The 22,512-nt window shown below is 72.2% G+C and carries 22 protein-coding genes and 1 pseudogene; 10 read left to right on the top strand and 13 right to left on the bottom strand.

The window, feature by feature from the left end; all coding sequences use genetic code 11:
* The first annotated feature begins 6 nt into the window (after positions 1-6).
* Positions 7-990, top strand: a complete 984-nt coding sequence (gene tgmB, locus ACZ66S_RS13570) for an ATP-grasp ribosomal peptide maturase (RefSeq protein WP_469901649.1) — start codon at positions 7-9, stop codon at positions 988-990.
* On the opposite strand, the gene ACZ66S_RS13565 is transcribed toward tgmB, so the two are convergent.
* Positions 984-1,199 carry a hypothetical protein gene (locus ACZ66S_RS13565; protein ID WP_329296273.1) on the bottom strand — a complete coding sequence of 72 codons (216 nt, stop codon included), beginning with the start codon at positions 1,197-1,199 and terminating at the stop codon, positions 984-986. The two genes, tgmB and ACZ66S_RS13565, sit on opposite strands and share 7 nt — an antisense overlap.
* Positions 1,200-1,316: 117 nt before the next feature.
* Positions 1,317-1,772 carry a hypothetical protein gene (locus ACZ66S_RS13560; RefSeq protein ID WP_469901648.1) on the bottom strand — a complete coding sequence of 152 codons (456 nt, stop codon included), beginning with the start codon at positions 1,770-1,772 and terminating at the stop codon, positions 1,317-1,319.
* A 180-nt stretch (positions 1,773-1,952) separates the two neighbouring features.
* On the opposite strand from ACZ66S_RS13560, the gene ACZ66S_RS13555 reads away from it, so the two are divergent.
* On the top strand, positions 1,953-2,927 hold the full coding sequence (locus tag ACZ66S_RS13555; RefSeq protein ID WP_469901647.1) for a GlxA family transcriptional regulator: 975 nt from the start codon (positions 1,953-1,955) through the stop codon (positions 2,925-2,927).
* Between the two features lie 24 nt (positions 2,928-2,951).
* On the opposite strand, the gene ACZ66S_RS13550 is transcribed toward ACZ66S_RS13555, so the two are convergent.
* Positions 2,952-3,194 (bottom strand): DUF5133 domain-containing protein, encoded by a 243-nt coding sequence (locus tag ACZ66S_RS13550; protein WP_469901646.1) that lies wholly within the window; start codon positions 3,192-3,194, stop codon positions 2,952-2,954.
* 173 nt (positions 3,195-3,367) lie between these two features.
* On the opposite strand from ACZ66S_RS13550, the gene ACZ66S_RS13545 reads away from it, so the two are divergent.
* Complete coding sequence (locus ACZ66S_RS13545) at positions 3,368-3,724, top strand: hypothetical protein (RefSeq protein ID WP_469901645.1); 357 nt, start codon at positions 3,368-3,370, stop codon at positions 3,722-3,724.
* A 22-nt stretch (positions 3,725-3,746) separates the two neighbouring features.
* Here ACZ66S_RS13545 and ACZ66S_RS13540 read toward each other — a convergent pair whose 3' ends face one another.
* The 3 genes from ACZ66S_RS13540 to ACZ66S_RS13530 form a co-directional block, all read right to left on the bottom strand.
* On the bottom strand, positions 3,747-5,513 hold the full coding sequence (locus ACZ66S_RS13540; protein ID WP_469901644.1) for an ABC transporter ATP-binding protein: 1,767 nt from the start codon (positions 5,511-5,513) through the stop codon (positions 3,747-3,749).
* 88 nt (positions 5,514-5,601) lie between these two features.
* Positions 5,602-6,144 carry a hypothetical protein gene (locus ACZ66S_RS13535; protein ID WP_469901643.1) on the bottom strand — a complete coding sequence of 181 codons (543 nt, stop codon included), beginning with the start codon at positions 6,142-6,144 and terminating at the stop codon, positions 5,602-5,604.
* A gap of 28 nt (positions 6,145-6,172) precedes the next feature.
* Entirely contained in the window at positions 6,173-6,754 is a 582-nt protein-coding gene (locus ACZ66S_RS13530) for an ATP-binding protein (RefSeq protein WP_469901642.1), read from the bottom strand.
* A 216-nt stretch (positions 6,755-6,970) separates the two neighbouring features.
* Between ACZ66S_RS13530 and ACZ66S_RS13525 the strand changes: the two genes are divergently transcribed.
* Positions 6,971-7,192, top strand: a complete 222-nt coding sequence (locus tag ACZ66S_RS13525; RefSeq protein ID WP_469901749.1) for a DUF397 domain-containing protein — start codon at positions 6,971-6,973, stop codon at positions 7,190-7,192.
* Between the two features lie 130 nt (positions 7,193-7,322).
* The gene (locus ACZ66S_RS13520) at positions 7,323-8,240 is read left to right on the top strand and encodes a helix-turn-helix domain-containing protein (RefSeq protein ID WP_469901641.1); all 918 of its coding nucleotides are present in this window, start codon (positions 7,323-7,325) and stop codon (positions 8,238-8,240) included.
* 9 nt (positions 8,241-8,249) lie between these two features.
* On the opposite strand, the pseudogene ACZ66S_RS13515 reads toward ACZ66S_RS13520, so the two are convergent.
* The 3 genes and pseudogenes from ACZ66S_RS13515 to ACZ66S_RS13505 all read right to left on the bottom strand — a co-directional run bounded on the left by ACZ66S_RS13515 (position 8,250) and on the right by ACZ66S_RS13505 (position 10,881).
* Positions 8,250-8,982: pseudogene (locus ACZ66S_RS13515) on the bottom strand (class I SAM-dependent methyltransferase).
* A 130-nt stretch (positions 8,983-9,112) separates the two neighbouring features.
* Entirely contained in the window at positions 9,113-9,931 is an 819-nt protein-coding gene (locus ACZ66S_RS13510) for an SAM-dependent methyltransferase (RefSeq protein ID WP_469901748.1), read from the bottom strand.
* A 92-nt stretch (positions 9,932-10,023) separates the two neighbouring features.
* Positions 10,024-10,881: an aldo/keto reductase gene (locus ACZ66S_RS13505; RefSeq protein WP_469901640.1), complete on the bottom strand. Its 858-nt coding sequence runs from the start codon at positions 10,879-10,881 to the stop codon at positions 10,024-10,026.
* A 257-nt stretch (positions 10,882-11,138) separates the two neighbouring features.
* On the opposite strand from ACZ66S_RS13505, the gene ACZ66S_RS13500 reads away from it, so the two are divergent.
* Entirely contained in the window at positions 11,139-12,038 is a 900-nt protein-coding gene (locus ACZ66S_RS13500; protein WP_469901639.1) for a Gfo/Idh/MocA family protein, read from the top strand.
* 917 nt (positions 12,039-12,955) lie between these two features.
* Here the strand turns inward: ACZ66S_RS13500 and ACZ66S_RS13495 are convergent.
* Positions 12,956-13,852: a GNAT family N-acetyltransferase gene (locus ACZ66S_RS13495; protein ID WP_469901638.1), complete on the bottom strand. Its 897-nt coding sequence runs from the start codon at positions 13,850-13,852 to the stop codon at positions 12,956-12,958.
* Between the two features lie 381 nt (positions 13,853-14,233).
* Between ACZ66S_RS13495 and ACZ66S_RS13490 the strand changes: the two genes are divergently transcribed.
* Together ACZ66S_RS13490 and ACZ66S_RS13485 are read left to right on the top strand one after the other, a co-directional pair.
* A complete protein-coding gene (locus ACZ66S_RS13490; protein ID WP_469901637.1) occupies positions 14,234-15,424 on the top strand; it encodes a glycoside hydrolase family 64 protein in 1,191 nt (396 codons plus the stop codon).
* A gap of 56 nt (positions 15,425-15,480) precedes the next feature.
* Positions 15,481-16,554, top strand: coding sequence for a PP2C family protein-serine/threonine phosphatase (locus ACZ66S_RS13485; protein WP_469901747.1), 1,074 nt, complete (start codon positions 15,481-15,483; stop codon positions 16,552-16,554).
* On the opposite strand, the gene ACZ66S_RS13480 is transcribed toward ACZ66S_RS13485, so the two are convergent.
* Positions 16,511-18,760: an MMPL family transporter gene (locus ACZ66S_RS13480; RefSeq protein ID WP_469901636.1), complete on the bottom strand. Its 2,250-nt coding sequence runs from the start codon at positions 18,758-18,760 to the stop codon at positions 16,511-16,513. The genes ACZ66S_RS13485 and ACZ66S_RS13480 overlap by 44 nt on opposite strands.
* 176 nt (positions 18,761-18,936) lie before the next feature.
* On the opposite strand from ACZ66S_RS13480, the gene ACZ66S_RS13475 reads away from it, so the two are divergent.
* Positions 18,937-19,143: a hypothetical protein gene (locus tag ACZ66S_RS13475; protein ID WP_469901635.1), complete on the top strand. Its 207-nt coding sequence runs from the start codon at positions 18,937-18,939 to the stop codon at positions 19,141-19,143.
* Positions 19,144-19,225: 82 nt separating this feature from the next.
* Here ACZ66S_RS13475 and ACZ66S_RS13470 read toward each other — a convergent pair whose 3' ends face one another.
* The gene (locus ACZ66S_RS13470; RefSeq protein WP_469901634.1) at positions 19,226-20,359 is read right to left on the bottom strand and encodes a sulfite oxidase; all 1,134 of its coding nucleotides are present in this window, start codon (positions 20,357-20,359) and stop codon (positions 19,226-19,228) included.
* Positions 20,360-20,505: 146 nt separating this feature from the next.
* Here ACZ66S_RS13470 and sthA point away from each other — a divergent pair, with 146 nt between their 5' ends.
* Complete coding sequence (gene sthA / locus ACZ66S_RS13465) at positions 20,506-21,909, top strand: Si-specific NAD(P)(+) transhydrogenase (protein WP_469901633.1); 1,404 nt, start codon at positions 20,506-20,508, stop codon at positions 21,907-21,909.
* A gap of 3 nt (positions 21,910-21,912) precedes the next feature.
* On the opposite strand, the gene ACZ66S_RS13460 is transcribed toward sthA, so the two are convergent.
* Positions 21,913-22,395 carry a DUF5709 domain-containing protein gene (locus ACZ66S_RS13460; protein ID WP_469901632.1) on the bottom strand — a complete coding sequence of 161 codons (483 nt, stop codon included), beginning with the start codon at positions 22,393-22,395 and terminating at the stop codon, positions 21,913-21,915.
* Positions 22,396-22,512: the final 117 nt, after the last annotated feature.

Below are 22,512 nucleotides of genomic sequence, written 5' to 3'. Positions count from 1 at the left end.
CGTTCGATGACCGTGTTGATTCTTACCTGCGAAGAGGACGTCACGGCCGACATGGTCGTGGTGCACCTCAACGCCACGGGGGTCCCGGTGGTCCGGCTCGACCCGGCCGACCTGACCGACGGTGTCGCGCTGTCCGGGGAGTACGTGCACGGCGCCTTCCGCGGCCATCTGTCGGTCGGCGGCCGTCTGGTGGGCATCTCCGGGCTGCGCTCGATCTGGGTCCGCCGTCCGGGAATCCCCGCGGCGCGGGCGGCCGCGCCCTCCGAGTGGCTGACCGAGGAGTCCGACCAGGCGCTGTACGGCATGCTCCGGGGCAGTGACGCCCGCTGGATGAACCACCCCGACGCGGCCCGCCGGGCCCGTCACAAGCCCTGGCAGTTGCGGCTCGCCCAGCGCTGCGGACTGCCCGTGCCGGCGACCATCGTGACGACGTTCCCGCAGGCCGCCCGCGAGTTCGCCGAGCGCTATCCCGACCTGGTGGTCAAGCCGGTCTCCGGGGCGCACCCGCAGGACCCGCCGCGGGCGGTGCCGACCAGCCGGGTCGCGCCGGACACCGACTTCGCCGCCGTCGCGTTCGGCCCGACCCTGCTGCAACGGCGGGTGGCCAAGCGGGCCGACATCCGGCTGACCGTCGTGGGCGAGACCATGCTGGCCGCCCGGAAGGCCTCGGGCGCCGACGACGAGGTGGACGTACGGTTCGCCCCGTCCACCGCGCCCTGGCAGCCCGCCGATGTCCCGCCGCGGGTGGCCGCGGCCGTCCGGGACTATCTGCGGGCGGCGGAACTGGCCTACGGCGCCTTCGACTTCGCCGAGGACGCGGACGGGACCTGGTGGTTCCTGGAGTGCAACCAGTCAGGGCAGTTCGGTTTCGTGGAGGTGGAGACGGGCCAGCCGATCGCACGGAGCATCGCCGAGTGGCTGGCCCGGCCCGGTCCCGCGCTGCCCCGGCAACGGCGTGAGCACCGGGGTGTCCTGAGGCCGGATCAGTAGGGCCGCGGGCCGGCGGGCGGCAGGGCGGGCACCCAACCCTGGCCGGGCGAGGCCGGGCGCTCGGGGACGGGCGGAGGCATGAGGGACTGCAGCGGCCGCATGACGTACTCCAGTTCCCTGCGTACGCGCTCGGCCTCCCTGCGGGTCAGAGCGGGGACGTCGCCGCGCTCGGCGACGAGTCGGTCGTAGATGGGGGAATCCTGGAACACCCGTCAACGCGCCTTTCGTTTTCGCGGGCCCACGCGCGTGGGCACGGCTGACGAGTCTAGGCGCCTCCACGCACCGACGTGCGAATTCCGGTTCCGGGCTTGACGGCCGGCGGGTGGTCATGCGCCGGTGGTGGACCCCGGGCGGACGATCATCAGGACGGTCACGGTCGCCCACAGGAGGTTGAAGATGCCGGTGAACATGGCCAGTTGGGCGGTGGCCCGGTGTTCGACGCTCCCCTGTCCGGTCAACGCCTCCAGCAGTTCGTCCTGCCTCGGCAGGACGAAGGCGGCGAGGATTCCGGCGGCCGCCGCCGTCAGGACCATGGACGTGGTCAGCCACGCGTCGCCGAGGACGCCCATCGCGGCTCCGGTGGCGACGCCGAGGACGGGGACCGCGATGCCGATGCCGGCGTAGACCCGGCAGATGCGGTGCAGCAGCCGGACCGTGGCGATGCCGGCCTCCGCCGCGCCGGCCCGCCGGGCCGCGGGCGGGAACATGCTGGCCGCGACCGTCACCGGCCCCACGGCGACGATGGCGACGAGGACGTGCAGGGTCAGCAGGAACTTGGTCATGGGGTGGCGGATCCCTCTCCGGTGCGGTCGGCGGTGCCCGTCCACGCTAGGAACCCGGCCGGTGATCACACAGAGGCTGAAACGACAGTTGCCAACGGATTCCCGCCAACCCACCGAGCAGGAGATTCTCGCTGTTTCCGTGGTGGTGGCCGTGGCGGGAACCTGCCTATCGTGGCGGTCATGCACTCCGTGGTGATCCTGGTTCTCGACGATGTGGTGCCGTTCGACATGGCGGCGCCCATGCAGGTCTTCGACTGGACGCGGCTGCCGGACGGGCGCCCCGCCTACCGGGTCCGGCTGTGCGCCGAGTCACCGGAGGTCCGCGCGGACGGCGGCTTCACCCTGCGGGTGGAACACGGTCTGGAGGCGCTCGCGGAGGCGGACACGGTCATCGTGCCGGGCTGCTCCCCCACCGCCGCACCGCCCTCCCCGCGCGTCCTGGCGGCACTGCGGGAGGCCGGGGCGGGCGGCACCAGGATCGCGTCGGTGTGCGTGGGCGCCTTCGTGCTCGCGGCGGCCGGGCTCCTGGACGGGCTGCGCGCCACCACGCACTGGGTGGCCGCGGACGAGCTGGCACGGCGCTTCCCCGCCGTCGACGTCCAGCCGGACGTGCTGTACGTCGACAACGGTCAGATCCTGACCTCCGCGGGCGCGGCCGCCGCCCTCGACCTGTGCCTGCACCTGATCCGCCGGGACCTGGGGTCGGCGGTCGCGGCCCATGCCGCCCGGATGTCGGTGATGCCGCTGGAACGGGAGGGCGGGCAGGCGCAGTTCATCGTGCACGACCATCCGCCCGTGCCCCGGGGTTCGACGCTGGAGCCGCTGCTGGAGTGGGTCGAGGACAACCTGGCCCACGAGATCACCCTCGGGGCGATGGCGGCCCGGTCGGGGATGAGCGAGCGCACCTTCAGCCGCCGGTTCCGGGAGCAGACGGGCAGCACACCGTTGCAGTGGCTGCTGCGGGCGCGGGTACGGCGTGCCCAGTACCTGCTGGAGAACACCGCCCACCCGGTCGAACGGATCGCACGGCAGGCGGGGTTCGGCTCCCCCACGGCGTTCCGGGAGCGCTTCCGCCGGGTCGTCGGCACCACCCCGCAGGCGTACCGGGCGGCCTTCCACGCGAAGGACGCCGTCCCGGCGGCGGCGCGCCTCTGACCGTCCGCCGGGCCCGGCGTGCCGTCATCCCGCCAGTGGCAGGCTGCTCTCACCGTCCGGGTCCGCGTACCCGGCGGCCGGCAGCAGGGCGTCGGCCCTGGCGACCGCTTCACGGACGTCGGTGGTGCCCATCATGACGCACAGCGTGTAACTGACGTCCTCCAGCTCACGAGCCGTCGCCGGGCTCTCCCTCTCCGCCTGCGCGATCCTCAGTGACGCGTAGCGGGTCAGCAGGGTTCTGACGGCCTTAGGGTCCGGAACGAGCACGAAGCGCCCCTCTCTCGAATTTTCCGCTCGTATGCCCCCTGCGCGCCCGTCCAATCCCGTCCACCCCTGCCCGGCACGCGATTGGCGCAATACCGTGCGGGCGGACCCGCTTCCCCAAGGGCCGCAAACCGTTGAACAAGGGGCATCCCTCGCACCATGAACGGTATACGCCCATGAACCGCTCCGCAGGTCTCCTCAGTGCCCTCTATCTCGCGACGAGCACCGGACTCGCCTGGACCGCGGTCCTCGCGCTGCGCCAGGGCCCGCCGTGGACCGCGTGTCTGTCCGCGGCCGCGAGCCTGGTCCCGGTCATCGCACTCGTCCGCGAGAGCGTGCTCCACGACCAGCGGCGCGCCCTGGCCGAAATGCGCGGCCGGGTCGGCGCCCCCACCGGGCCCGGTGCGGGAGCCGCCGACGACATCGTCCGCGCCGAGCTCGACACCGCGTGCTGTGAACGCTGGTGGACGAGCTGCGGCACCGACCACGACTCGACGTGCCCCCGCCGAGTGCCGCGGAGCAGCGCGGCCTGAGCCCCGGAGGGCCCGGCGGGCCTCAGGCGAGTTGTCCGGCGTGCAGCGCGGTGTAGGCCCCGCCGCGGCGCAGGAGTTCCTCGTGGGTGCCGGTCTCCAGGATCCGGCCCTCCCCCAGCACCACGATCCGGTCGGCGCCCCGCACGGTGGACAGCCGGTGCGCGACCACGAAGGTGGTCCGGCCGTGCAGCAGCCGGGCGAGCGCCTGCTGGACGAGCGCCTCGGAGCGGGTGTCCAGGGCCGAGGTCGCCTCGTCGAGCACGAGCACCCGCGGGTCCCGGATCAGGGCGCGGGCGATGGCCAGACGCTGGCGCTGGCCGCCCGACAGGCGTGCCCCGCGCTCGCCGACGAGGGTGTCCAGGCCCTGCGGCAGCCGGTCCACGAACTCCAGGGCGTTCGCGTCGCGCAGCGCCGCGCGCACCGTCCGCTCGTCGGCGTCGTCCATGCCGTAGGCGACGTTGTCGCGGATCGTGCCGTCGAACAGGACGGACTCCTGCGGTACGACGGACAGGAAGCGCCGGTAGGTGCGCAGGTCCAGGGTGTTCATGTCCGTCCCGTCGAGCAGCAGCCGCCCCGAGGTGGGCCGGATGAAGCCGATGACGAGGTTGAGCACGGTGGACTTGCCCGCGCCGGACGCGCCGACCAGGGCGATGGTCTCGCCGGGGGTGACGGACAGGGTGAAGTCCCGTACGGCGGGGCGCCCGTTGTCGTAGGCGTGGCCGACGCCCTGGAACTCGACGGCCCCGCGCACCGCGTCGACCGCGGTCTTGCCCTCGTTGTCCTCCAGTTCGGGCGCCTGGAGCACTTCACCGACCGAACGCACGGACTCCAGCCCCTTGGTGATGACCGGGGCGAGTCCCGCCAACGTTGTCGTGGAGTTGGTGAGCGTGGTCAGGAACGCGCTGAGCATGACGACGTCGCCGGCGGTGACGCCCCAGACGCCGTAGTACGACACCAGCGCGGCGCCGGCGAGGACGAGCACGCCGACCACGTTGAGCACGACCCAGGCGAGCGAGCCGAAGCGGCCGTTGACCAGGTCCAACCGCATCCCGGAGGTCAGGAGTCGGCGCAGGGTGCCGTCCATGCGGTGCAGGGCCTTGCCCTCCAGACCGTGGGCGCGGGTGACGGGGATGAGGCGGGTCATCTCCGTGACCCGCGACGAGAGGGTCTCGACCTCGTGGCGGAAGTGCTCGTTGTGGGTGCGCAGCCGGGCCCTGAGACGGGCCACGACGAGGGCCGCGGCGGGCACGACGACGAGGAAGACGGGCACGAACTCGGGGGTCCGTACGGCGATGATGGCCAGCCCGCCGATCAGCACCGTGGTGGCGCCGAGGCCGGTCTCCGCGGTCTGCTGCACCATCTGCTCGACCGTCTCGACGTCCCGCACCACCTTGGCCTGGAGCACCCCGGCGCTGACCCGGGAGTGGTAGCCGATGGACAACTGCTGCATGCGGGTGCACAGGGCGGAGCGCAGGGTGGTGCCCATGCGGCGGACGCTGCCGTACAGGAGGCGGACGTAGAGGAGGTGCAGGGGGTAGTTGACCAGCAGGATGAACAGGATGACGCCGGTGCTCGTCCACAGCCGGGTGATCGGCTGGTGCTGGACGACGGTGTCGATGATGGACGCGGTGATCAGGGGCAGCAGCCAGATCGGGCTGTGCTTGACGGTGAACACCGCGACGGCCCCGGCCAGTCGGCGGCGGTCGGCGCGGAGCAGGTAGGCGAGTGTGCGGATCGGGTGCTCGCCTCGGTAGCGATGGTCGAGCGGTCTTTCCAGCGACGATGCCATCGTCGGTGGTCCTTCCGGTTGCCGTGTGGAGGGCAAGCGCTTTCTCCCCCTCGTCGGCCAGGACTACACCAGGTGGCCGCCGCCGCTCCTACTCGTCCAGAGTGCGGGCGAGCTCCGTGGTGGCGTGGGCGATCTCGCTGTCGTCGTCCGCCATCAGCAGGCTCAGGGCCCCGCTCGTGGCGCGGACGGCCTGGCGGGCCCTGCGCTCCCACACCACGGGGTTCTCGCGGTGGTTGAGCAGCTTGGGGTAGACCGCCGCCGTGCTCTCCCACTGGCGGGCGCCGGCGATGCTCCTGAGCAGTTGGATGATCTCCGCCCGGCAGCTCACCTGGGGCAGTTGGGCCAGCTCCCAGAGGAAGGGGACCGTGGCGGCGGTGGCCTGCTCCACGACGAAGCCGTACTGGCAGATGCGCCTGCGCAGGTCGCCGAGTGCGGCACCGGCGGTCTCGGGGTCCCCCCAGGCCACGCTGTTGAGGAGCAGGGGGATGGCCGCGGCGCAGCCGGTGGAATCCTGGATCTCGCCCCAGGGCACCCGGCTCAGCGCCGCGAGGGGTGTGGTCCGCGCCACCCCGGTCGTGGGCAGTGGGCGGCTGGTGCGCTCGTTGCTCGGCTGGTCCGGAGCGGTGCGCATGGCGTGAAACCTTTCCGCGGCGGTCATGTCAGGGAGGAGGGGCGGTCGACAGCTTGGCCCAGACGGTCTTGCCGGCCGGTGGCCGTGAGGTCCAGCCCCACTCCTCGGCCAGTGCGTCGACGATGTACAGACCCCGGCCGTTCTCCCGCAGGGCGGTGACGTCTCCGGGGGTGTAGGCGGGCGGCTCGTCACCGGGGTCGGAGACGGTCACCAGCAGATGGTTGGGGTCGAAGGACAACCCCAGCCACACCTCGTCCGCACCTCCCGCCGCGGGCCGCAGCACCGCGTGGGCCACGGCGTTGGCCGCGAGTTCGGTGATCACGAGGGTGGCGTCGTCGCTGCGGTGGTCCAGGGACCAGCAGCTCAGCGTCTCGCGCGTGAAGGCGCGGGCCCGGGCGAATCCCCGAGCGCTGCAGTTGACGAGCAGCGCGGCGGAACCCGGAGAGCCGAGCCTCGGCGGCAGCGGGCCCCGCCTGGCGACGGGCGTCGGTCGTCGCGGTACGGCGGCCGGACGCGGACGCCGCACGGTCTCACCGGCCGGGCCCGCAGCACCCACCTCCGGCGCGGCCTGGCTCGGCGGCCGGAGCACATGGTTCGCAGGTGACGACACGGCATCTCCTTGATGCGACGTCAAGACAGGGCGCAACCGCAGGGGTTGACGCCGGAGCTATTATCCACGCTGAAGGCGCCCGCGTGCAATTGCACGAGAAATTGCGCGAACGACGGGTGGGGCCACGGAGGTTGCGGTGGCGCACCCCTGGACGCCCCGCACGGCCGGGCACGGCGCCCGGCACAGATCGTGAACAGCAAGGAGACTGCAGTGCCAGTGCAGAACGGAGTGCGGGCGAGCTCGATCAACGCCCGCTGGGTCAAGAGCCGTCACAGCAACGCCGAGGGCAACTGCGTCGAAGTGGCCTCACTGGTCGACGGCGGCGTCGCGCTGCGCAACTCCCGTGATCCCGACGGCCCCGCGCTGGTCTACACACCGGCCGAGGTCGCGGCGTTCCTCGCCGGCGCGAAGGACGGGGAGTTCGACCACCTGCTGTGAGGGGACCGAGGTCGTGGACGAGCCGGGCCCCGGCTCCCGGGCCGAGACCGGCACCTACGGAATGGTGCGGTACGGCCACGCTGCGTGCGATAGTGTGAGTCGTCTCTGTGCCGGTTTACTGGGAGTCAGGATGTCTGCCGCGTCCCACCGCATCTCCCGCCTGGAACCGTACCTGGACCGTACCGAGCCGGCTCCCACCCTGCTGAAGATGCTGGTGGGCGTCCAGTTGGCGGGCTTCCGCGAGGATGCCGGGCTCGCCCAGGACCAGGCGGCCCGGGCTCTCGGGTTCAGCCCCGCGAAGCTGTCCCGCATCGAGTCGGGCAAGGGCCGCAAGCCCCCGTCGGAGAGCGACGTATGCGCTCTCCTCGAGCTGTACGGCACCGAGGACTACGAGTCCTCGGTGCTCCTCAAGCTGCTCCAGCGCGCCGGTGACCCGGGCTGGTGGCAGCGGTACGACAAGCGGCTGATGCCCGAGTGGTTCGACCGGCTGGTCGGACTGCAGGAGGCGGCCGCGGCCATCCGTACCTTCGAGATCCAGTACGTCCCCGGCCTGCTGCAGACCCCGGACTACACCCGCGCGGTGGTCGAGCGCGGTCTGCCGACCGCGGCGGCGAGCGAGGTGGCGCGCCGCGTCGAACTGCGCATGCGGCGTGCGCAGTTGCTGCTGCGCGAGGACGCCCCGCAGCTCTGGGCGGTGATCGACGAGTCGGTGCTGCTGCGCGTGCTGGGCAGCCGCGAGGTCATGCGGGCCCAACTGGCCCACCTGATCAAGATGGCACAGCGCCGCAACGTGACGGTGCAGGTCATCCCCCTGGACGTGACGAACGCCTCCGCGCCCGCCATCCCGATCACCTATCTGCGGTTCGGCGGGCTCGATCTGCCGGACGTCGTGTACCTGGAGCACATCAAGAGCGCCAACTTCCTGGAGGACCGCGACGAGACGGAGGAGTACCGCCTCGCCCTGGACCGCCTGGCGGACGACGCGCTCGAACCCCGCGAGTCACTGCGGATGCTGGAGCGGACGATGAAGGAGCGTTACGGCGACTGAGAGGCTCCGTCACCCGTCACGGCCGAACAGCCCTGCCCACAGGAAGGGTTCGCCGAAGCGGGGGGACTCGGGCGACTCGTCGTGCATGCGCCGGAGTTCGATCTCGGTCAGGTCGCGGAAGATCCCTCGCAGCGACGTGGCCGAGTAGGCGAGACCGCCTTCCAGCCCGCCCTGCCGGTACACCTCCACGTCCGGCAGGTCCGATCCGACCGCGCCGTCGGCGAAACAGACGAGGCCGAAGCGGCCAGCCGGGCGCGAGGTGCCGTTCGAGAAGGGCCAGGTAGCTGACCCGACGGTGCGGCGGCAGATGGTGGAAGCAGCCGGAGTCGTAGATCAGGTCGTAGGTGCCGCGGAGTTCGGTGCCCGACAGGGTGAACGCGTCGCCGCACACGAAACGGACGTCCGCCGCCGCCTCGCGCGCACGCTCCCCGGCCCAGGCGATCGCGGCCGGTGAGAGATCGACTGCGTCGACCTCGAAGCCCCGGGAGGCGAGGTACAGCGCGTTGCGTCCCGGACCGCAGCCGAGGTCGAGGGCGCGGCCGACGGTGACGGGGCCGCGGTCGAGGTGGGACACGAGGTTCTCGTCCGGCTTCGCGACGAAGAAGGGAACCGGCTTGGAGCGGTCCGCGTAGAAGCCGTCCCACCAGGAGCCCGCGTCCGCGGTCCAGTGATCGGCCTGGGGAGCGAGCAGCGTGTCGAGGAGCCGGAGCACGTCCTCCACCGTCCGTATGGTGCGGTCCACTCGCGCGCCCTCCCGTAAAGGTGAATTGCGGAACCGACCGGCGCGTGCGCCCGGAACGCGCTCCCGCCCGCAGGGGTACGCCCCCGGCGCGACCTCGGAGGTTCCGCGCCGGGGGCGTACCCGAGTCGGGTCACGGGAGTCGGGCGACGCCGCCGAACTCGATCCATTCGTGGGTGAGCTGGCGGGGTGCCACCTCGGTGTCCGGACGCCAGGTGGAGACCTCCACGAGGCCCGGGTCGAGGATCTCCAGGCCGTCGAACCACTCGGCGACGTCCTTCTCCTGACGGACCCGGCCCCAGTGGCCCTGTGTGGCCTGGTCCATGAAGTCGGTGACGAAGTCGCGGACCTCGGGGTCCTCGCTGACGAGCTGGCACATCACCATGAAGCTGCCGGGCGCGAGCCGCTCGCGCACCCGGCGGGCCAGCGCGGCCGGTCCGTCCGTCTCGCTGTCGGGGATGCAGTGCATGACCGAGTTGAACAGCACGGCGACGGGCTGCGAGAAATCGATCAGCCGCCGGGTGTCCTCGTGCCCGAAGATCTGGTCGGTCTCCCGCATGTCCGCGTGAATGACGGTGGTCCGCTCGTCCTGCTCCAGCAGCGCCCGGCCGTGGACGAGGACCATCGGGTCGTTGTCGACGTAGACCACGTGGGTGGTGGGGTCGATGCGCTGCGCGACCTGGTGGACGTTGTCCTGCGTGGGCAGGCCGGAGCCGTGGTCCAGGTACTGCCGGATGCCGTACTCGGTCGACAGGGTCCGCACCACCCGCTGGAGGAAGCGCCGGTTGTTCACGGCGAGCCTGCGGGTGCTCGGCACGACCTTGTCGAGCTGCTCGCAGGCGGCCCGGTCGGCCGCGTAGTTGTCCTTGCCGCCGAGGTAGTGGTCGTACATGCGCGCGGCCGTGGGTACCGAGGCGTCGATCGACGTGGACAGGTTCTTACCGGTGCTCATCATTCCCCCAGCTTGTGCCGCCAACTGGCCTGGCAGGACAGGGAGTCCATCCTAGGGACACCATGAATGCCAGGGCCAGTCCGCACGTGGGTTCAGGCGGCGTCCAGCTCCGCGAGCTCCTCCGCGTCGAGCACCAGGTCGGCCGCGGCGAGCGAGTCGCGGATCGTCTCGGGGCGGCTCGCGCCCGGGATCGGCACGACGACCGGCGACTTGGCGAGCATCCAGGCCAGGCACACCCGCTGCGGGCTCACCCCGTACTTCTCGGCGATCCGCGCGAACGGGGCGTGCGCCGAACCCAGTTCGCCCGCCCGGGAGATGCCGCCGAGGGGGCTCCAGGGCAGGAAGGCGATGCCCAGCTCGTCGCACAGGCGCAGTTCCGGCTCGCTGGAGCGGAAGGCCGGGGAGAACTGGTTCTGCACGGAGACCAGTCGGCCGCCGAGGATCTCGTCGGCCAGCCGGATCTGGTCGGGGTTCGCGTTGGAGACGCCCGCCCGCAGGATCTTGCCCTCGTCGAGGAGGTCGCGCACGGCTCCGACGGACTCCTCGTACGGGACGCGGGGGTCGGGGCGGTGGAACTGGTAGAGCCCGATCGCCTCCACGCCCAGCCGGCGCAGCGAGGCCTCGCAGGCCCGCTTGAGGTGGCCCGGGCTGCCGTCGAGCGTCCAACTCCCGTCCCCGGGACGCAGATGCCCGCCCTTCGTGGCGACGAGGACGTCACCGCCGCGGTCGTGGGAGGCGAGGGCCTTGGCGATCAGGGTCTCGTTGTGCCCGACCTCGTCGGCGTGCAGATGGTAGGCGTCGGCGGTGTCGATCAGGGTCACGCCCGCGTCGAGCGCGGCGTGGACGGTGGCGATCGAGCGTTCCTCGTCCGGCCGTCCCTCGATGGACATGGGCATCGCGCCCAGTCCGATCGAGCTCACTTCGACATCACCGATACGGCGGGTGTGCATGACCTTGCACCTCTTTCGCCTGTCACGCGGATCCGGGCTCACCTCAGCCTGACCGCCGCACACACCGGAGGTCCAATAGAAGAATGAGAACGCATTCAGCGACCGGAGTGCTGAATCCGGGACCGTGCCGCCGGGGCAACCCGCGCAGGTGCCGGGGTTGCGTGTCCTCGGTGTGCGTGTGACACCCTCACCTCGACCGGCAGGCGGTCCCGTCCGGTCATCGTGAGGTTCGACAGAACGGCGAGAGAGGCAACCGCATGCGCATCGGACTGCTCGGCACCGGTCCCTGGGCCAGGATGGCCCACGCCCCCGCGCTCGGCGCGCACCCGGAGCTGGACTTCGTCGGGGTGTGGGGCCGGCGCCCGGACGCCGCCAAGGAACTCGCCGACGAGCACGGCACGCGCGCCTACGACGAGGTCGACGCGCTGCTCGCCGACGTGGACGCCGTCGCCGTCGCCCTGCCGCCGGCCGTGCAGGCCGACCTGGCGGCGCGGGCCGCGCGGGCGGGGTGCCATCTGCTGCTGGACAAGCCCCTGGCGACGACGGTCGAGCAGGGGCGGGCGGTGGTCGAGGCCGCCCGGGAGAGCGGGGTCGCCTCGGTGGTGTTCTTCACCTCGCGCTTCCTCGCCGAGACCCAGGCGTGGATCGGTGAACAGGCGGGCGTGGAGGGCTGGTTCACCGGGCGGGCCGAATGGCTGGGGTCGGTGTTCACCAGCGAGAGCCCCTTCGCCGACTCGCCGTGGCGGCGGGAGAAGGGCGCCCTGTGGGACGTGGGTCCGCACGCCCTGTCGGTGCTGCTGCCGGTGCTGGGCGAGGTCCGCGGGGTGGCGGCGGCCGCGCACGGTCCCGGGGACACCGTCCATCTGGTCCTGACGCACACCGGCGGCGCGTCGAGCACCCTGACGCTGAGCCTCACGGCACCGCCCGCGGCGGCGGGCGCCGGCGTCGAACTGCGGGGCGCGGGCGGAGTCGCCCTGCTCCCGCAGTCGTCGGAGGGTGTCGTCCCGGCCCTCCTCCGCGCCGCCGACGGCCTGCTCACCGCCGCCCGCACCGGCCGGCCCCACCCGTGCGACGCCGAGTTCGCCCTGCGGGTCACCGAGATCCTGGTCGAAGCGGAAACCCTGCTGGCGTCCGGAACGGGGAGGGCCACGGCGTAACCACCCGGCGGCCCCCTGCCGGAGAGGCTTTGCGGATCACCAAGCGCGCGCTGAAGCGGGTGCCTTAGGGGGCGCCGGGGTGGTGATCGTGGTCGTCACGGAGTAGCCACTCCCGCCGAAGAGCGCCCTGGGGGTCACCAAGTCGCCCGCCGAAGCGGGGCCTGGCAGGGCGCCGGGATCGTGGTCGTCGCGGAGCAGCCGCCGGGCCACTCCCGCCGAAGACGCACTGGGGTCACCAAGTCGCACGACGAGGCGGGGCCTGGGCGGGCACCGGGGCCGTGGTCGTCACGGCGCCGACACCTGGCTGCTCCAGCCGCAGACGCATTGGGGGTCACCGAGATACGCGGAGGCGGGCCCTGCCGGGCACCGGGGCCAGGACCGTCACGGAGTGGCCACCCAACCCTCCAGCCGAAGACGCCCTGCTCGATACCAAGTCGCATGACGAGGCGGGGCCTTGCCGGGCGCCGGGCCGTGTTCGTCACGGCGCCGGCGCCCCGCCCATTCCTCCGCAGACGCCCTGCTGGTCACCAAGTCACACGACGAGGCGGGGCCTAGCTGCGCGCCGAGACCAGGGCGGTCATGGCGGAGCCACCCGGCCACTCCAGCCGAAGACGCACTGGGGTCACCAAGTCGCACGCCGAAGCGGGGCCTTGCCGGGCGCCGGGACCGTCACGGCGCAGCCACCCGGCCACTCCAGCCGAAGAGGGTCACTCGACCCCCGTACCGCCCAGCCCCCCGCGGGGCGGCGCGCTCCCCCGCCGGGCACCATGACGTGGACGCCAAGGCGCCCCGCCGGAGAAGGTCCCGCCGGCCAGAAGGATCCGTTGCGCGTCCCGTCCCGCGGGCCGGCGGGCTCGAACGTCACCGTGGTGAACAGCACGGCACCCGGCACCCGGCACCAACAGTCCGACCAGGCCTCAGGCGGTCCCCGTAGGCCGGTAGTTCAGGCGCTCGCGGACCACGGGATAGCCCGCCTTGGCGAAGTTCCGGGCCATCGGGAAGTTCCCCAGGTCCGTCGCGCCGGAGACGAACTCGGCGCCCTGTTCGACCAGGTAGTGCGTGCACTCGGCGAGCAGGTCGTAGGCGTAGCCGCGGCCGCGGTGTTCCGGCACGACCCCGATGAACCCGACACAGGGCCCCGAGGGGTTGTGGGCCGGGATGTGCATCCCCGCGACCTCACCCTGCGGGGTGTACGCGATCTGCCACCACTCACGCGGTGAGGGGCACCAGTGGAAGAAGTCGAGCTCCTCCTGGGCAGCACGGTCGAGGCCGCCCTCCTCGACGGCCTTGAGGGCGTGCGCGTCGAGGGTGACGGAGTGGACGCGGCGCAGCAGGTCGAAGAAGACCGCGTCGTCCGGTTCGGGCCGGAACTCCAGCCGTCCGGGCCGCTCGGGCAGCCCGTGCTCCGGCGTCCACCGGTACAGCAACCGCTCGACCAGGAGCTCGTACCCGGCCTTCCGCACGGCGGTGAGGCGGGACTCGGCGGCGGCCCGCAGAGCGGGGTCGTCGCGCCAGCCCGCGGGCAGGTTCATCTCCAGCTCGACCTGCCAGGGCGCGCTGCGCAGGAGTTCGACGCCGGCCTCCTCCTCCCCCTCCGCCACGTCGAACCAGTTGATGTTGAGGGGCGCGGTGTCGTCGGGGCCGCCCCACCAGGCGCCGCGCGCCACGACCGCGCCGTCGCGCAGGGCGACGCGCTTCCAGTCGAGGCGGTGCCGGGTGAGCCGGTGGGACTCACGGGCGCCGAGGGGGTCGGGCAGGGCGTCGAACAGGTGGGCGTCGCTCTCGTCGAGCGCGCGGATGACCGGTTCGGTCATGGTGGATTCCTCCGGGATGCGTACTGCGAGGAGCGCTCCCGGTCAGACGAGGCACGCCGGGACGACGGAGAGGGAGCGCTGAGGGGTCGTGGACTGCACGGCACTCGCCTCCTTCCGCTGGTCTCGAGGCGTGGCCGCTCACGCTACGACACCTCCGGGAGCGGCGTCCATCCGTTTACCCGGACACGGCACACGCCCGCCGCTCCGGTGCCCCTCCGTCGGCCTCACCGCGTCCCGCCCGCCGGATCCCGCCCCCGCTTAAACGGTCCTTAAGGCCGGATTAAACGCCGTCAGCTCCGCTTGTCGCGGCATCAACCATCCGTACGATCGGACCTCACCCCCCTCTGAGAGCGCTCTCACCACCCCTAGGAGACCCCCCACATGACACCTCGTCACCCGCGCCGCGTCGGTCGCCGCAAGGTCCTCTTCGCTCTCGGCGGGGCGATGGCCGCCGCGCCCGCCGTCGCCGCCCTGGCCCCCCACGCCCTCGCCGACACCGACGGCGGCACGGCGGCCGGAGCCCTGCCGCTGACCGTCGTCAACAACACCGGCGCCTTCGACAACGCCAACGTCCACCTGTACATCGTCGGCAACCAGGACGGCAGGCAGGTCCGCGTCACCCCCGACGGCACCCTCGCCCCGGTCGCCCTCTCCGACAACGGCGCCGACGGGTACACCGACTACGCGATACCCCTGTCCGGCAGCGGCGAGACAAGTGTGTCGCTCCCCTACCTGTCCGGCCGGATCTACGTGTCCCTGGGCACGAAGCTGAAGTTCAAGGTGGTCGCCGACGGCAACGGCAACCCCGCCCTCCAGTACCCGGCCGGCTGGGTGGCCTCCGACCCCAACTACCCGGTGCTGCACGACTGCGCCGAGTTCACGTACAACGCGTCGGGCATGTTCTGCAACACCACCATGGTGGACATGTTCAGCGTGCCGCTGAGCATCCGGCTGACCGGGGCGCAGGACCAGACGACGGGCACCCTGCGCGCCTCCGGGCGGGCCGCCGCCTTCGCCGCCGTACGCCAGGTCCCGGAGTTCGCGCCCCTCGTCGTGGACGACACGCGGGTCATCGCGCCCGGTCACGGCCTGGACGCCGGCCTGTTCCCGGCGGACTACCTCGCGCCCTACATCGACGAGGTGTGGAGCACGTACACCGGCAGGGACCTGACCGTCACCACGAACGCGGGCGCCTTCACCGGCCGGGTGCGCGGGGAGCAGTTGGTGTTCACCGGGCCTGCCCAGGTCTCCTTCGCCCGCCCGTCGACCCGGGACGTGCTGTTCTGCCACGGCGCCCTCGCCGCTCCCAACGACGGCACGACGGGGCCGGTCGCCGCGGTACTCGGCGCCGGGTTCAACCGGTCGACGCTGGTGAGCTCCGCCGCCCAGCCGACCACCGACCCCGCCGCCTTCTACCGGACCGGGCTCACCAACCACTACGCCAAGGCCATGCACGCGGCCACGGCGGACGGCAAGGCTTACGGCTTCGCCTTCGACGACGTGGCCGACTTCGCCTCCTACGTCCAGGACACCGCTCCGACCGGGATCCGGCTGACGCTCACGCCGTTCTAGACGCGGTTCGGCGTGCGGGGCCGGGCGGGTCGTAGCAGCGTGGTGGTGTGAGCGGACTGCGCGACCGGGACCGGCGGAGCTGGCTGCGGGGCGCGCCGCCGCCGGGCTGGGTGCGGGTGCTGCCCGCCGCGATGCTGGCGGGGGTGTGCGTGGCCACCCTCGCGAGCCCCGGGCCGCTCGACATCGGGTTCCTGCTGGGCGCCATCCCGCCGCTCGCCGTGCTGTCGTACGGGCCGCTGGCGACGGCCGTGCTCGGCGGGCTCGTCCTTGTCGTGCTGAACGTGCCGATGTTCCGGCTGAACGATCCGGGCAGCACCGACCTGCTGACCGTGGGCTTCGTCGCCGCGCTCAGTGTGGTCGTGTCCTTCGTCCGCAGCCGGCGGGACGCCCAGTTGGTGACCGAGCGGGCGGTCGCGGAGGCCGCGCAGCGGGCCGTGGTGCCGCCGCTGCCCGAGCGGGTGGCGAGCGTGCGGTGCGCGGGGCTGTACCGGGCCGCGCAGCGCGGGACGCTGGTCGGGGGCGACTTCTTCGACGTGCGGGAGGGGTCCTGCGGGGTGCGGGCGGTGATGGGCGACGTCCAGGGGCACGGGCTGTCGGCCGTAGCCACCGTGGCCTCGTTGCTGGGGGCCTTCCGGGAGGCGGTGCTGGACCGGCCGGACCCCGAGTCCGTGGCCGCTCGGCTGGACCGGCGGCTGGTGGTGGACTCCGCGACCGTGCGCCACTCGGAGCTGTTCGCGACGGCGGTGGTGCTGGAGTTCGGCGCCGCGGCCGTACGGATCGTGGCGTGCGGGCAGCCCGGCCCGGTCCTGCTGCGCGACGGGCGGGCCGTGGAGCTCGACGTCCCGGTGGGCACCCCGCTGGGCCTGGGTCTGGCCGACGCCACGCCGCCGAAGGGGGTCACGGTCCCGCTGCGGCCCGGAGACCGGCTCTTCCTGGCTTCGGACGGCGTCTGGGAGGCCCGTGACGCCGCCGGGGACTTCTATCCGCTGCTCGACCGGATCGCCGGGTTCGCCGGTGACCTCCCGGACCTCCTGGAGCGGGTCTGGGCCGACCTCGTGCGCTACGCCCCGGAGCTGCAGGACGACGTCACGATGCTCGTTCTCGCGCCGGTGCCCCCGGGGCCCCGCTGACCGCCCCGTCCGTCTCGTGCTCCCCCTCGGCGTCGATGTGCGGGAGGATCCGGTCGAGCCACCGGGGCGTCCACCAGGCACGCCGGCCCAGCAGGGTCATGACGGCGGGGACCATGAGCAGCCGTACGACGGTCGCGTCGATCAGCACGCTCACGGCGAGGCCGAGTCCGAGCATCTTGACCACGATGTTGTCGCTGACGATGAACGCGGCGAAGACGCTCACCATGATCAGTGCCGCGCAGGTGATGACCCGGGCGGTGATCTCCAGGGCGTGGGCCACGGAGGCCTTGGCGTCCCCGGTGCGCAGCCAGGCCTCGTGCACCCGGGAGAGCAGGAAGATCTCGTAGTCCATGCTCAGCCCAAAGATGATCGCGAACATCATCATCGGGACATAGCTCTCGATGGGCACCTTGCCGGAGACGCCGAGCGCGGGGCCGCCCCAGCCCCACTGGAAGACGGCGACGACGACGCCGTAGGAGGCGGCGATCGACAGGACGTTGAGGACGGCCGCCTTCACGGCGACGAGCAGCCCGCGGAAGACCGCGAGGATGATCAGGAAGGCGAGGGCGACGACCACGCCGATGATCAGCGGCAGCCGGCTGGAGACGATGTCGCGGAAGTCGACCTGGGCGGCGGTCGTGCCGGTGACGTACCCCTTGGCGTCGGTGCCGGAGACCGCGGCGGGCAGCGTGGTGTCCACGAGGCGGTTGGTGAGGTCCGTGGTGGTGGCGCTCTGCGGGGACTTCTCGGAGTAGACCGTGGCGAGCAGGACGTCCCCGTCCTTGGTGGGCGTCAGCGTGGTCACGGCGGCGGCGCCGGACACCCCGTCGAGGGTCTTCTGCGCCTTGGAGGACAGCTCGGAGCGCTGGGAGGACGGCACGGACGTCTGGTCGATGACGACGGTGAGCGGTCCGTTGGAGCCGGGCCCGAAGGCGTCGGTCATCAGGTCGTAGGCCCGCCGGTCGGTGAAGGAGGTGGGGTCGGCGCCGTCGCCGATGTGGCCGAGCTGGATGGAGAAGACGGGGATGGCGAGGACGACGACGGCCGTCACGCCCGCGGCCAGATAGCGCCAGGGCCGCCGCTCGACCCGTTGGGCGTACCGGTGCCAGGTCCCCTGCGGGCTCTCGCCCTCGCCGGCGCCGGTCTCGGCGACGGGCCTGCGGACCCGGTAGCGGTCGATCCGGCTGCCGATCAGCCCCAGCAGGGCCGGGACCAGGGTCAGGGCGCCGAGGACGGCGGAGACGACCGTCACGGCGGCGGCGAGACCGAGTTTCCCGATGAACGCCACCCCGGACGCGGACAGTCCGGCCAGGGCGATGATCACCGTGCAGCCGGAGACCAGGACGGCTCGTCCGCTGGTGGCGGTGGCCCCGCCCGCCGCGTGCACCGGATCCTTGCCGTCCATCAGGCTCTGCCGGTGGCGGGTGATCTGGAAGAGCGCGTAGTCGATGCCGACACCGAGTCCGATCATCGTGGCCAGCGTGGGCGAGACGGTCGCGAAGGTGAACGCCGAGGCCAGCAGCCCCAGGCAGGCGAGTCCTCCGATCACACTGATCAACGCGGTCACCAGGGGGATCCCGGCGGCGATCACACTGCCGAAGCCGACCAGCAGGACGACGATCGCCACGGCGAACCCGATCAGTTCGCTCACCCTGTCGTCGGCGGCGGGCCGGGCGAGTTCGCCGAGCGGGCCGCCGTACTCGACGTCGGCCCCGGCCGCCCGCAGCGGCTGTACGGCCTTGTCGACGCCGTGGAGGTAGCCGTCGCCCAGGGTCGATGGCTGGACGTCGAAGCGGACCGTGATGTACGCCGTCCTCCCGTCCGAGGACAGCGGGCCGACCTTCGAGGCGGGCGTGGACAGCGGGTTCTGCGCGGACAGGACGTGCGGCAGTTTCTGGAGATCGGTGACGGTCGTGGACATCTGCGAGTCGAGCGAGGAGAGCGCCTTGTCACCGTCGTGCAGCACGATCTGGCTGCTGTAGCCGCCGGCCGCCGGGTCGTGCCGCTTCAGCACGTCGAGGCCCTCCTGCGACTGGACGCCGGGCAGCGAGAAGTTGTCGGAGTACTCCCCGCCGAAGGACCGGTTCAGGGCCTGGAGGGCCACCAGGGCCACGAGCCAGGCGATCAGGACGATCACGAAGTGCCGGGCGCACCACTCCCCCAGCCTGCGCAGACCGCCCTTGGAGCCGTTTCGCGTACGGGACATGGCATCGTCTTCCCTGCGGAACCCGGAAGAGCATCACTCCCATTACACGCTTTCCCGATCATCCGGGCATCCGGGGCGCTTCGGGATGCAGGGTCGGCCCGGGCGATGAATGGTGATAGCGGACCCGTTGACCGCACCGGGACCGCACAGTGATCCGGATCCTAGGAGCACAGACCATGCCGACGTCACAGCCCGACGTGTCCGGGCCGTCCGAGGACCGCGCCACCCCGGACGACCTGCTCCACGCCCGTACCGGCACCGAAGCGTCGCCGGAGGACCTGATCCTTGCCTCGGGCAAGGACATCACCCCGCACACCCTCGAATGGGCCCGGCGCAAGCTGGAGGCGGAGGGCCCGGCAGCGCTCGACAAACTGCTGCCCTAGCCACGACCGGGTGGTGTCCGGCGGTCGCGGGACGGCCGGACACACCTGCTCCCTGACCATCACAGCGAGATCGAGCCGCTGCTCAGCGCGCCGCCGACTCCTCGTCCAGGCACAGCACTTGGACCCGCTGCACGAGGTTGTTGGCGAAGCCGCCCCGGTTCCACGGCTGTTCCAGCGGCTGGGTGTGCCCCTCCGCGTCGGTGGCCCGCGCACTCAGCACGAACTCCCCCGGCTCCACACGCCAGTTGAACCGCCAGCGTCGCCAGGCCCAGCGGTGACCGGTGTCCGGTTCGAGCTCCGCCTCGCGCCAGGTGTGTCCCGCGTCCGTGCTCACCTCGGCCCGGACGACCGGCGCTCGCCCCGACCAGGCACGCCCTTCCAGCGTGACCGCGCCGGGCCGGACCACGCGGGCCCGGGACATGAAGTCCGGGAAGCCCGGCGGGACGAGCAGGGCACGCGGCGCGATCCGGGTGACCGGCTCGCCCTCGTCCCCGGGCTGCTGCCGGAGCCGGTAGGCGACGGTCTGCTGGAACCCGGTGAAGGGGGCGTCGGTGACGGTGATCCCGCGCAGCCACTTCACCTGGGCCATGCCGTACCAGCCGGGCACCACGAGCCGGAGCGGACTGCCGTGCTGCGGCGGCAGCGGGGCGCCGTTCATCTCGTAGGCCACCAGCACCTCGGGCTCGGTGCCGGTGGCCACGTCGAGGGGCAGGGCCCGCTGGTAGTCCTGTTCGACGCCGCGCTCCACGCCGTGGTCGGCGCCGGTGCACACCACGTCGACGGCGTCGGCCTCCACCCCGGCCGCGGCGAGCAGCAGCCGCAGCGGTACGCCCGTCCACTCGGCGGTGCCGACGGCCTCGACCAGCCAGGGCTGGCTGACCGGGCGAGGCGAGAGCAGGGCCCGGCCGTTGCCCGCGCACTCCATGGTGACCCGTGCGGTGACTGCCGGAAGGGCCCGCAGTTCGGCCGGGGTCAGGGTGAGCGGGCGGCGGACCCGGCCTCCGACGGCGAGTCGCCAGGGGGTGCCCTCGGGGACGTACGGGATGTCGTAGTGCGTGAGGACGTAGTGCAGGCCCGGCGGGGTGAGGTCGTAGCGCAGGGCTTCGAGGGGCAGGCCGTGGTTGCGGGTGGCGAGCGCCAGTTCGTCCCGGCCGATGCCCTCGTCGGGGGCGGCGAGCCGGGCCGGGGTGCTCGTGTCGGCGAGGCGGTGACCCATGGCCGTATTGTCCCGCGGCCGGCCTGAGCTGTCGCGGTCCGCGGCACATCGCGCGGCACCTCCCGGGGATCCGCGCGGACGCTAGGTTCCGGCGGTTCACTGCTCACCCTTTCGAAAGGGGCCCCACGGCTGCCAGACTTCCGAGGGTGCCCGACTTCGACATGCTTGTCATCGGATCCGGTCCCGGGGGCCAGAAGGCCGCCATCGCCGCGGCCAAACTGGGCCGCCGGGTCGCCGTCGTCGACCGCCCCGACATGGTCGGCGGGGTCTCCATCCACACCGGCACCATCCCCTCCAAGACCCTGCGCGAGGCGGTGCTGTACCTGACCGGCCTCACCCAGCGCGACCTGTACGGCCAGAGCTACCGGCTCAAGGAGGACATCACCGTCTCCGACCTGACCGCGCGCACCCAGCACGTGGTCGGCCGTGAGGTCGACGTGATCCGCAGCCAGCTCTCCCGCAACCACATCGCCCTCTACGCCGGCACCGGTCGTTTCGTCGACCCGCACACCGTCGCGCTGCGCGAGGTCACCGGTCACGAACGGCTGCTCAGCGCCGAGCACATCGTCATCGCCACCGGTACCCGACCGGCGCGGCCGGACAGCGTCGAGTTCGACGGCCGCACGATCATGGACTCCGACAACGTGCTCGCCCTCGAACGCGTCCCGCGCTCGATGGTGATCGTGGGCGCGGGGGTCATCGGGATGGAGTACGCCTCGATGTTCGCCGCGCTCGGCAGCAAGGTGACGGTCGTCGAGAAGCGGGCCGGGATGCTCGACATCTGCGACGTCGAGGTCATCGAGGCGCTGAAGTACCACCTGCGCGACCTCGCGGTGACGTTCCGGTTCGGCGAGACCGTCGCCGCGGTCGAACGCCATCCGCGCGGCACGCTGACCATCCTGGAGAGCGGCAAGAAGATCCCGGCCGACGCGGTGATGTACTCGGCCGGCCGGCAGGGCCTGACGGACGAACTCGACCTGGACAAGGCCGGGTTGAGCGCCGACCGGCGCGGCCGGATCACGGTCGACGAGCACTACCGCACCGAGGTGCCGCACATCTACGCCGTGGGAGACGTGATCGGCTTCCCGGCCCTCGCGGCGACCTCGATGGAGCAGGGCAGGTCGGCCGCCTACCACGCGTTCGGCGAGCCGGTCGGGCAGATGCACCACCTGCAGCCCATCGGCATCTACACCATCCCGGAGATCAGCTTCGTCGGGCGCACCGAGGACCAGCTCACCGAGGACAGCGTGCCCTTCGAGGTGGGCATCTCGCGCTACCGCGAACTGGCCCGCGGCCAGATCATCGGGGACTCCCACGGGATGCTGAAGCTGCTGGTCTCCCCGGTCGACCGCACCCTGCTCGGGGTGCACTGCTTCGGGACCGGGGCGACCGAGCTGATCCACATCGGGCAGACCGTGATGGGCTGCGGCGGCACGGTCGACTACCTGGTGGACGCGGTGTTCAACTACCCGACGCTCGCCGAGTCGTACAAGGTCGCGGCCCTGGACGCCACGAACAAGCTCCGCCAGATCGACCGGATCGGGGACTGACCCTCAGAGCCGGTCGGGGTCCTCGACCACGTGCATGGCGGCCTCCTCCGCGCCGGCCGCGCCCGCGTCGATGCCCACGTCGGTGGCGACCTCGTCCTTCGTGGTGGTGGGGTGGGCGCCCTCGTCTGGGGCGACGAGGCGTCCGGCGCGGTCGGCACCGGCCTGCGGGTCGACCGGCTCGCCCTCGCCGCCGGGCAGGTCGCCGATCTCGTCGCCGAGGGGCTCGGTCCCCTCGGGAACCTCCTGGGCCAGGCGTTCGTCGAGGGTCTCGCCCTCGTGCTGCTCGGCGGCGGTGGTGCCGTGCCGGGTGACGCCGAGGGGCTTCTCCGGCGGCGAGTAGCCCTCGTCGAGGGTGTCGTCGTAGGTCCGCTCGTCGAGGGCGTCCTGGAGGTCCAGGGGCGCCGCGTCCTCCTGCTCCTCGTTGGTTCCGGTGGGCTGGTAGGCGTCGTCGGCCATCGACTCGGCAGGTGTCGGTTCGGTGCCCATGGGCTGCCTCCCTCGCGCGTCGCGTACGGTTCGGTGCGATGTCCTGATCCGCGTTTCCCCGTATGCGCTCCCCAACCTCAAAAGGCTGCCGGAGTAAGCCATTCCACAGCCGGAAGG

The sequence above is a fragment of the Streptomyces sp. NPDC107471 genome (assembly GCF_055582845.1).
This window is presented reverse-complemented; position numbering and strand designations above follow the sequence as displayed.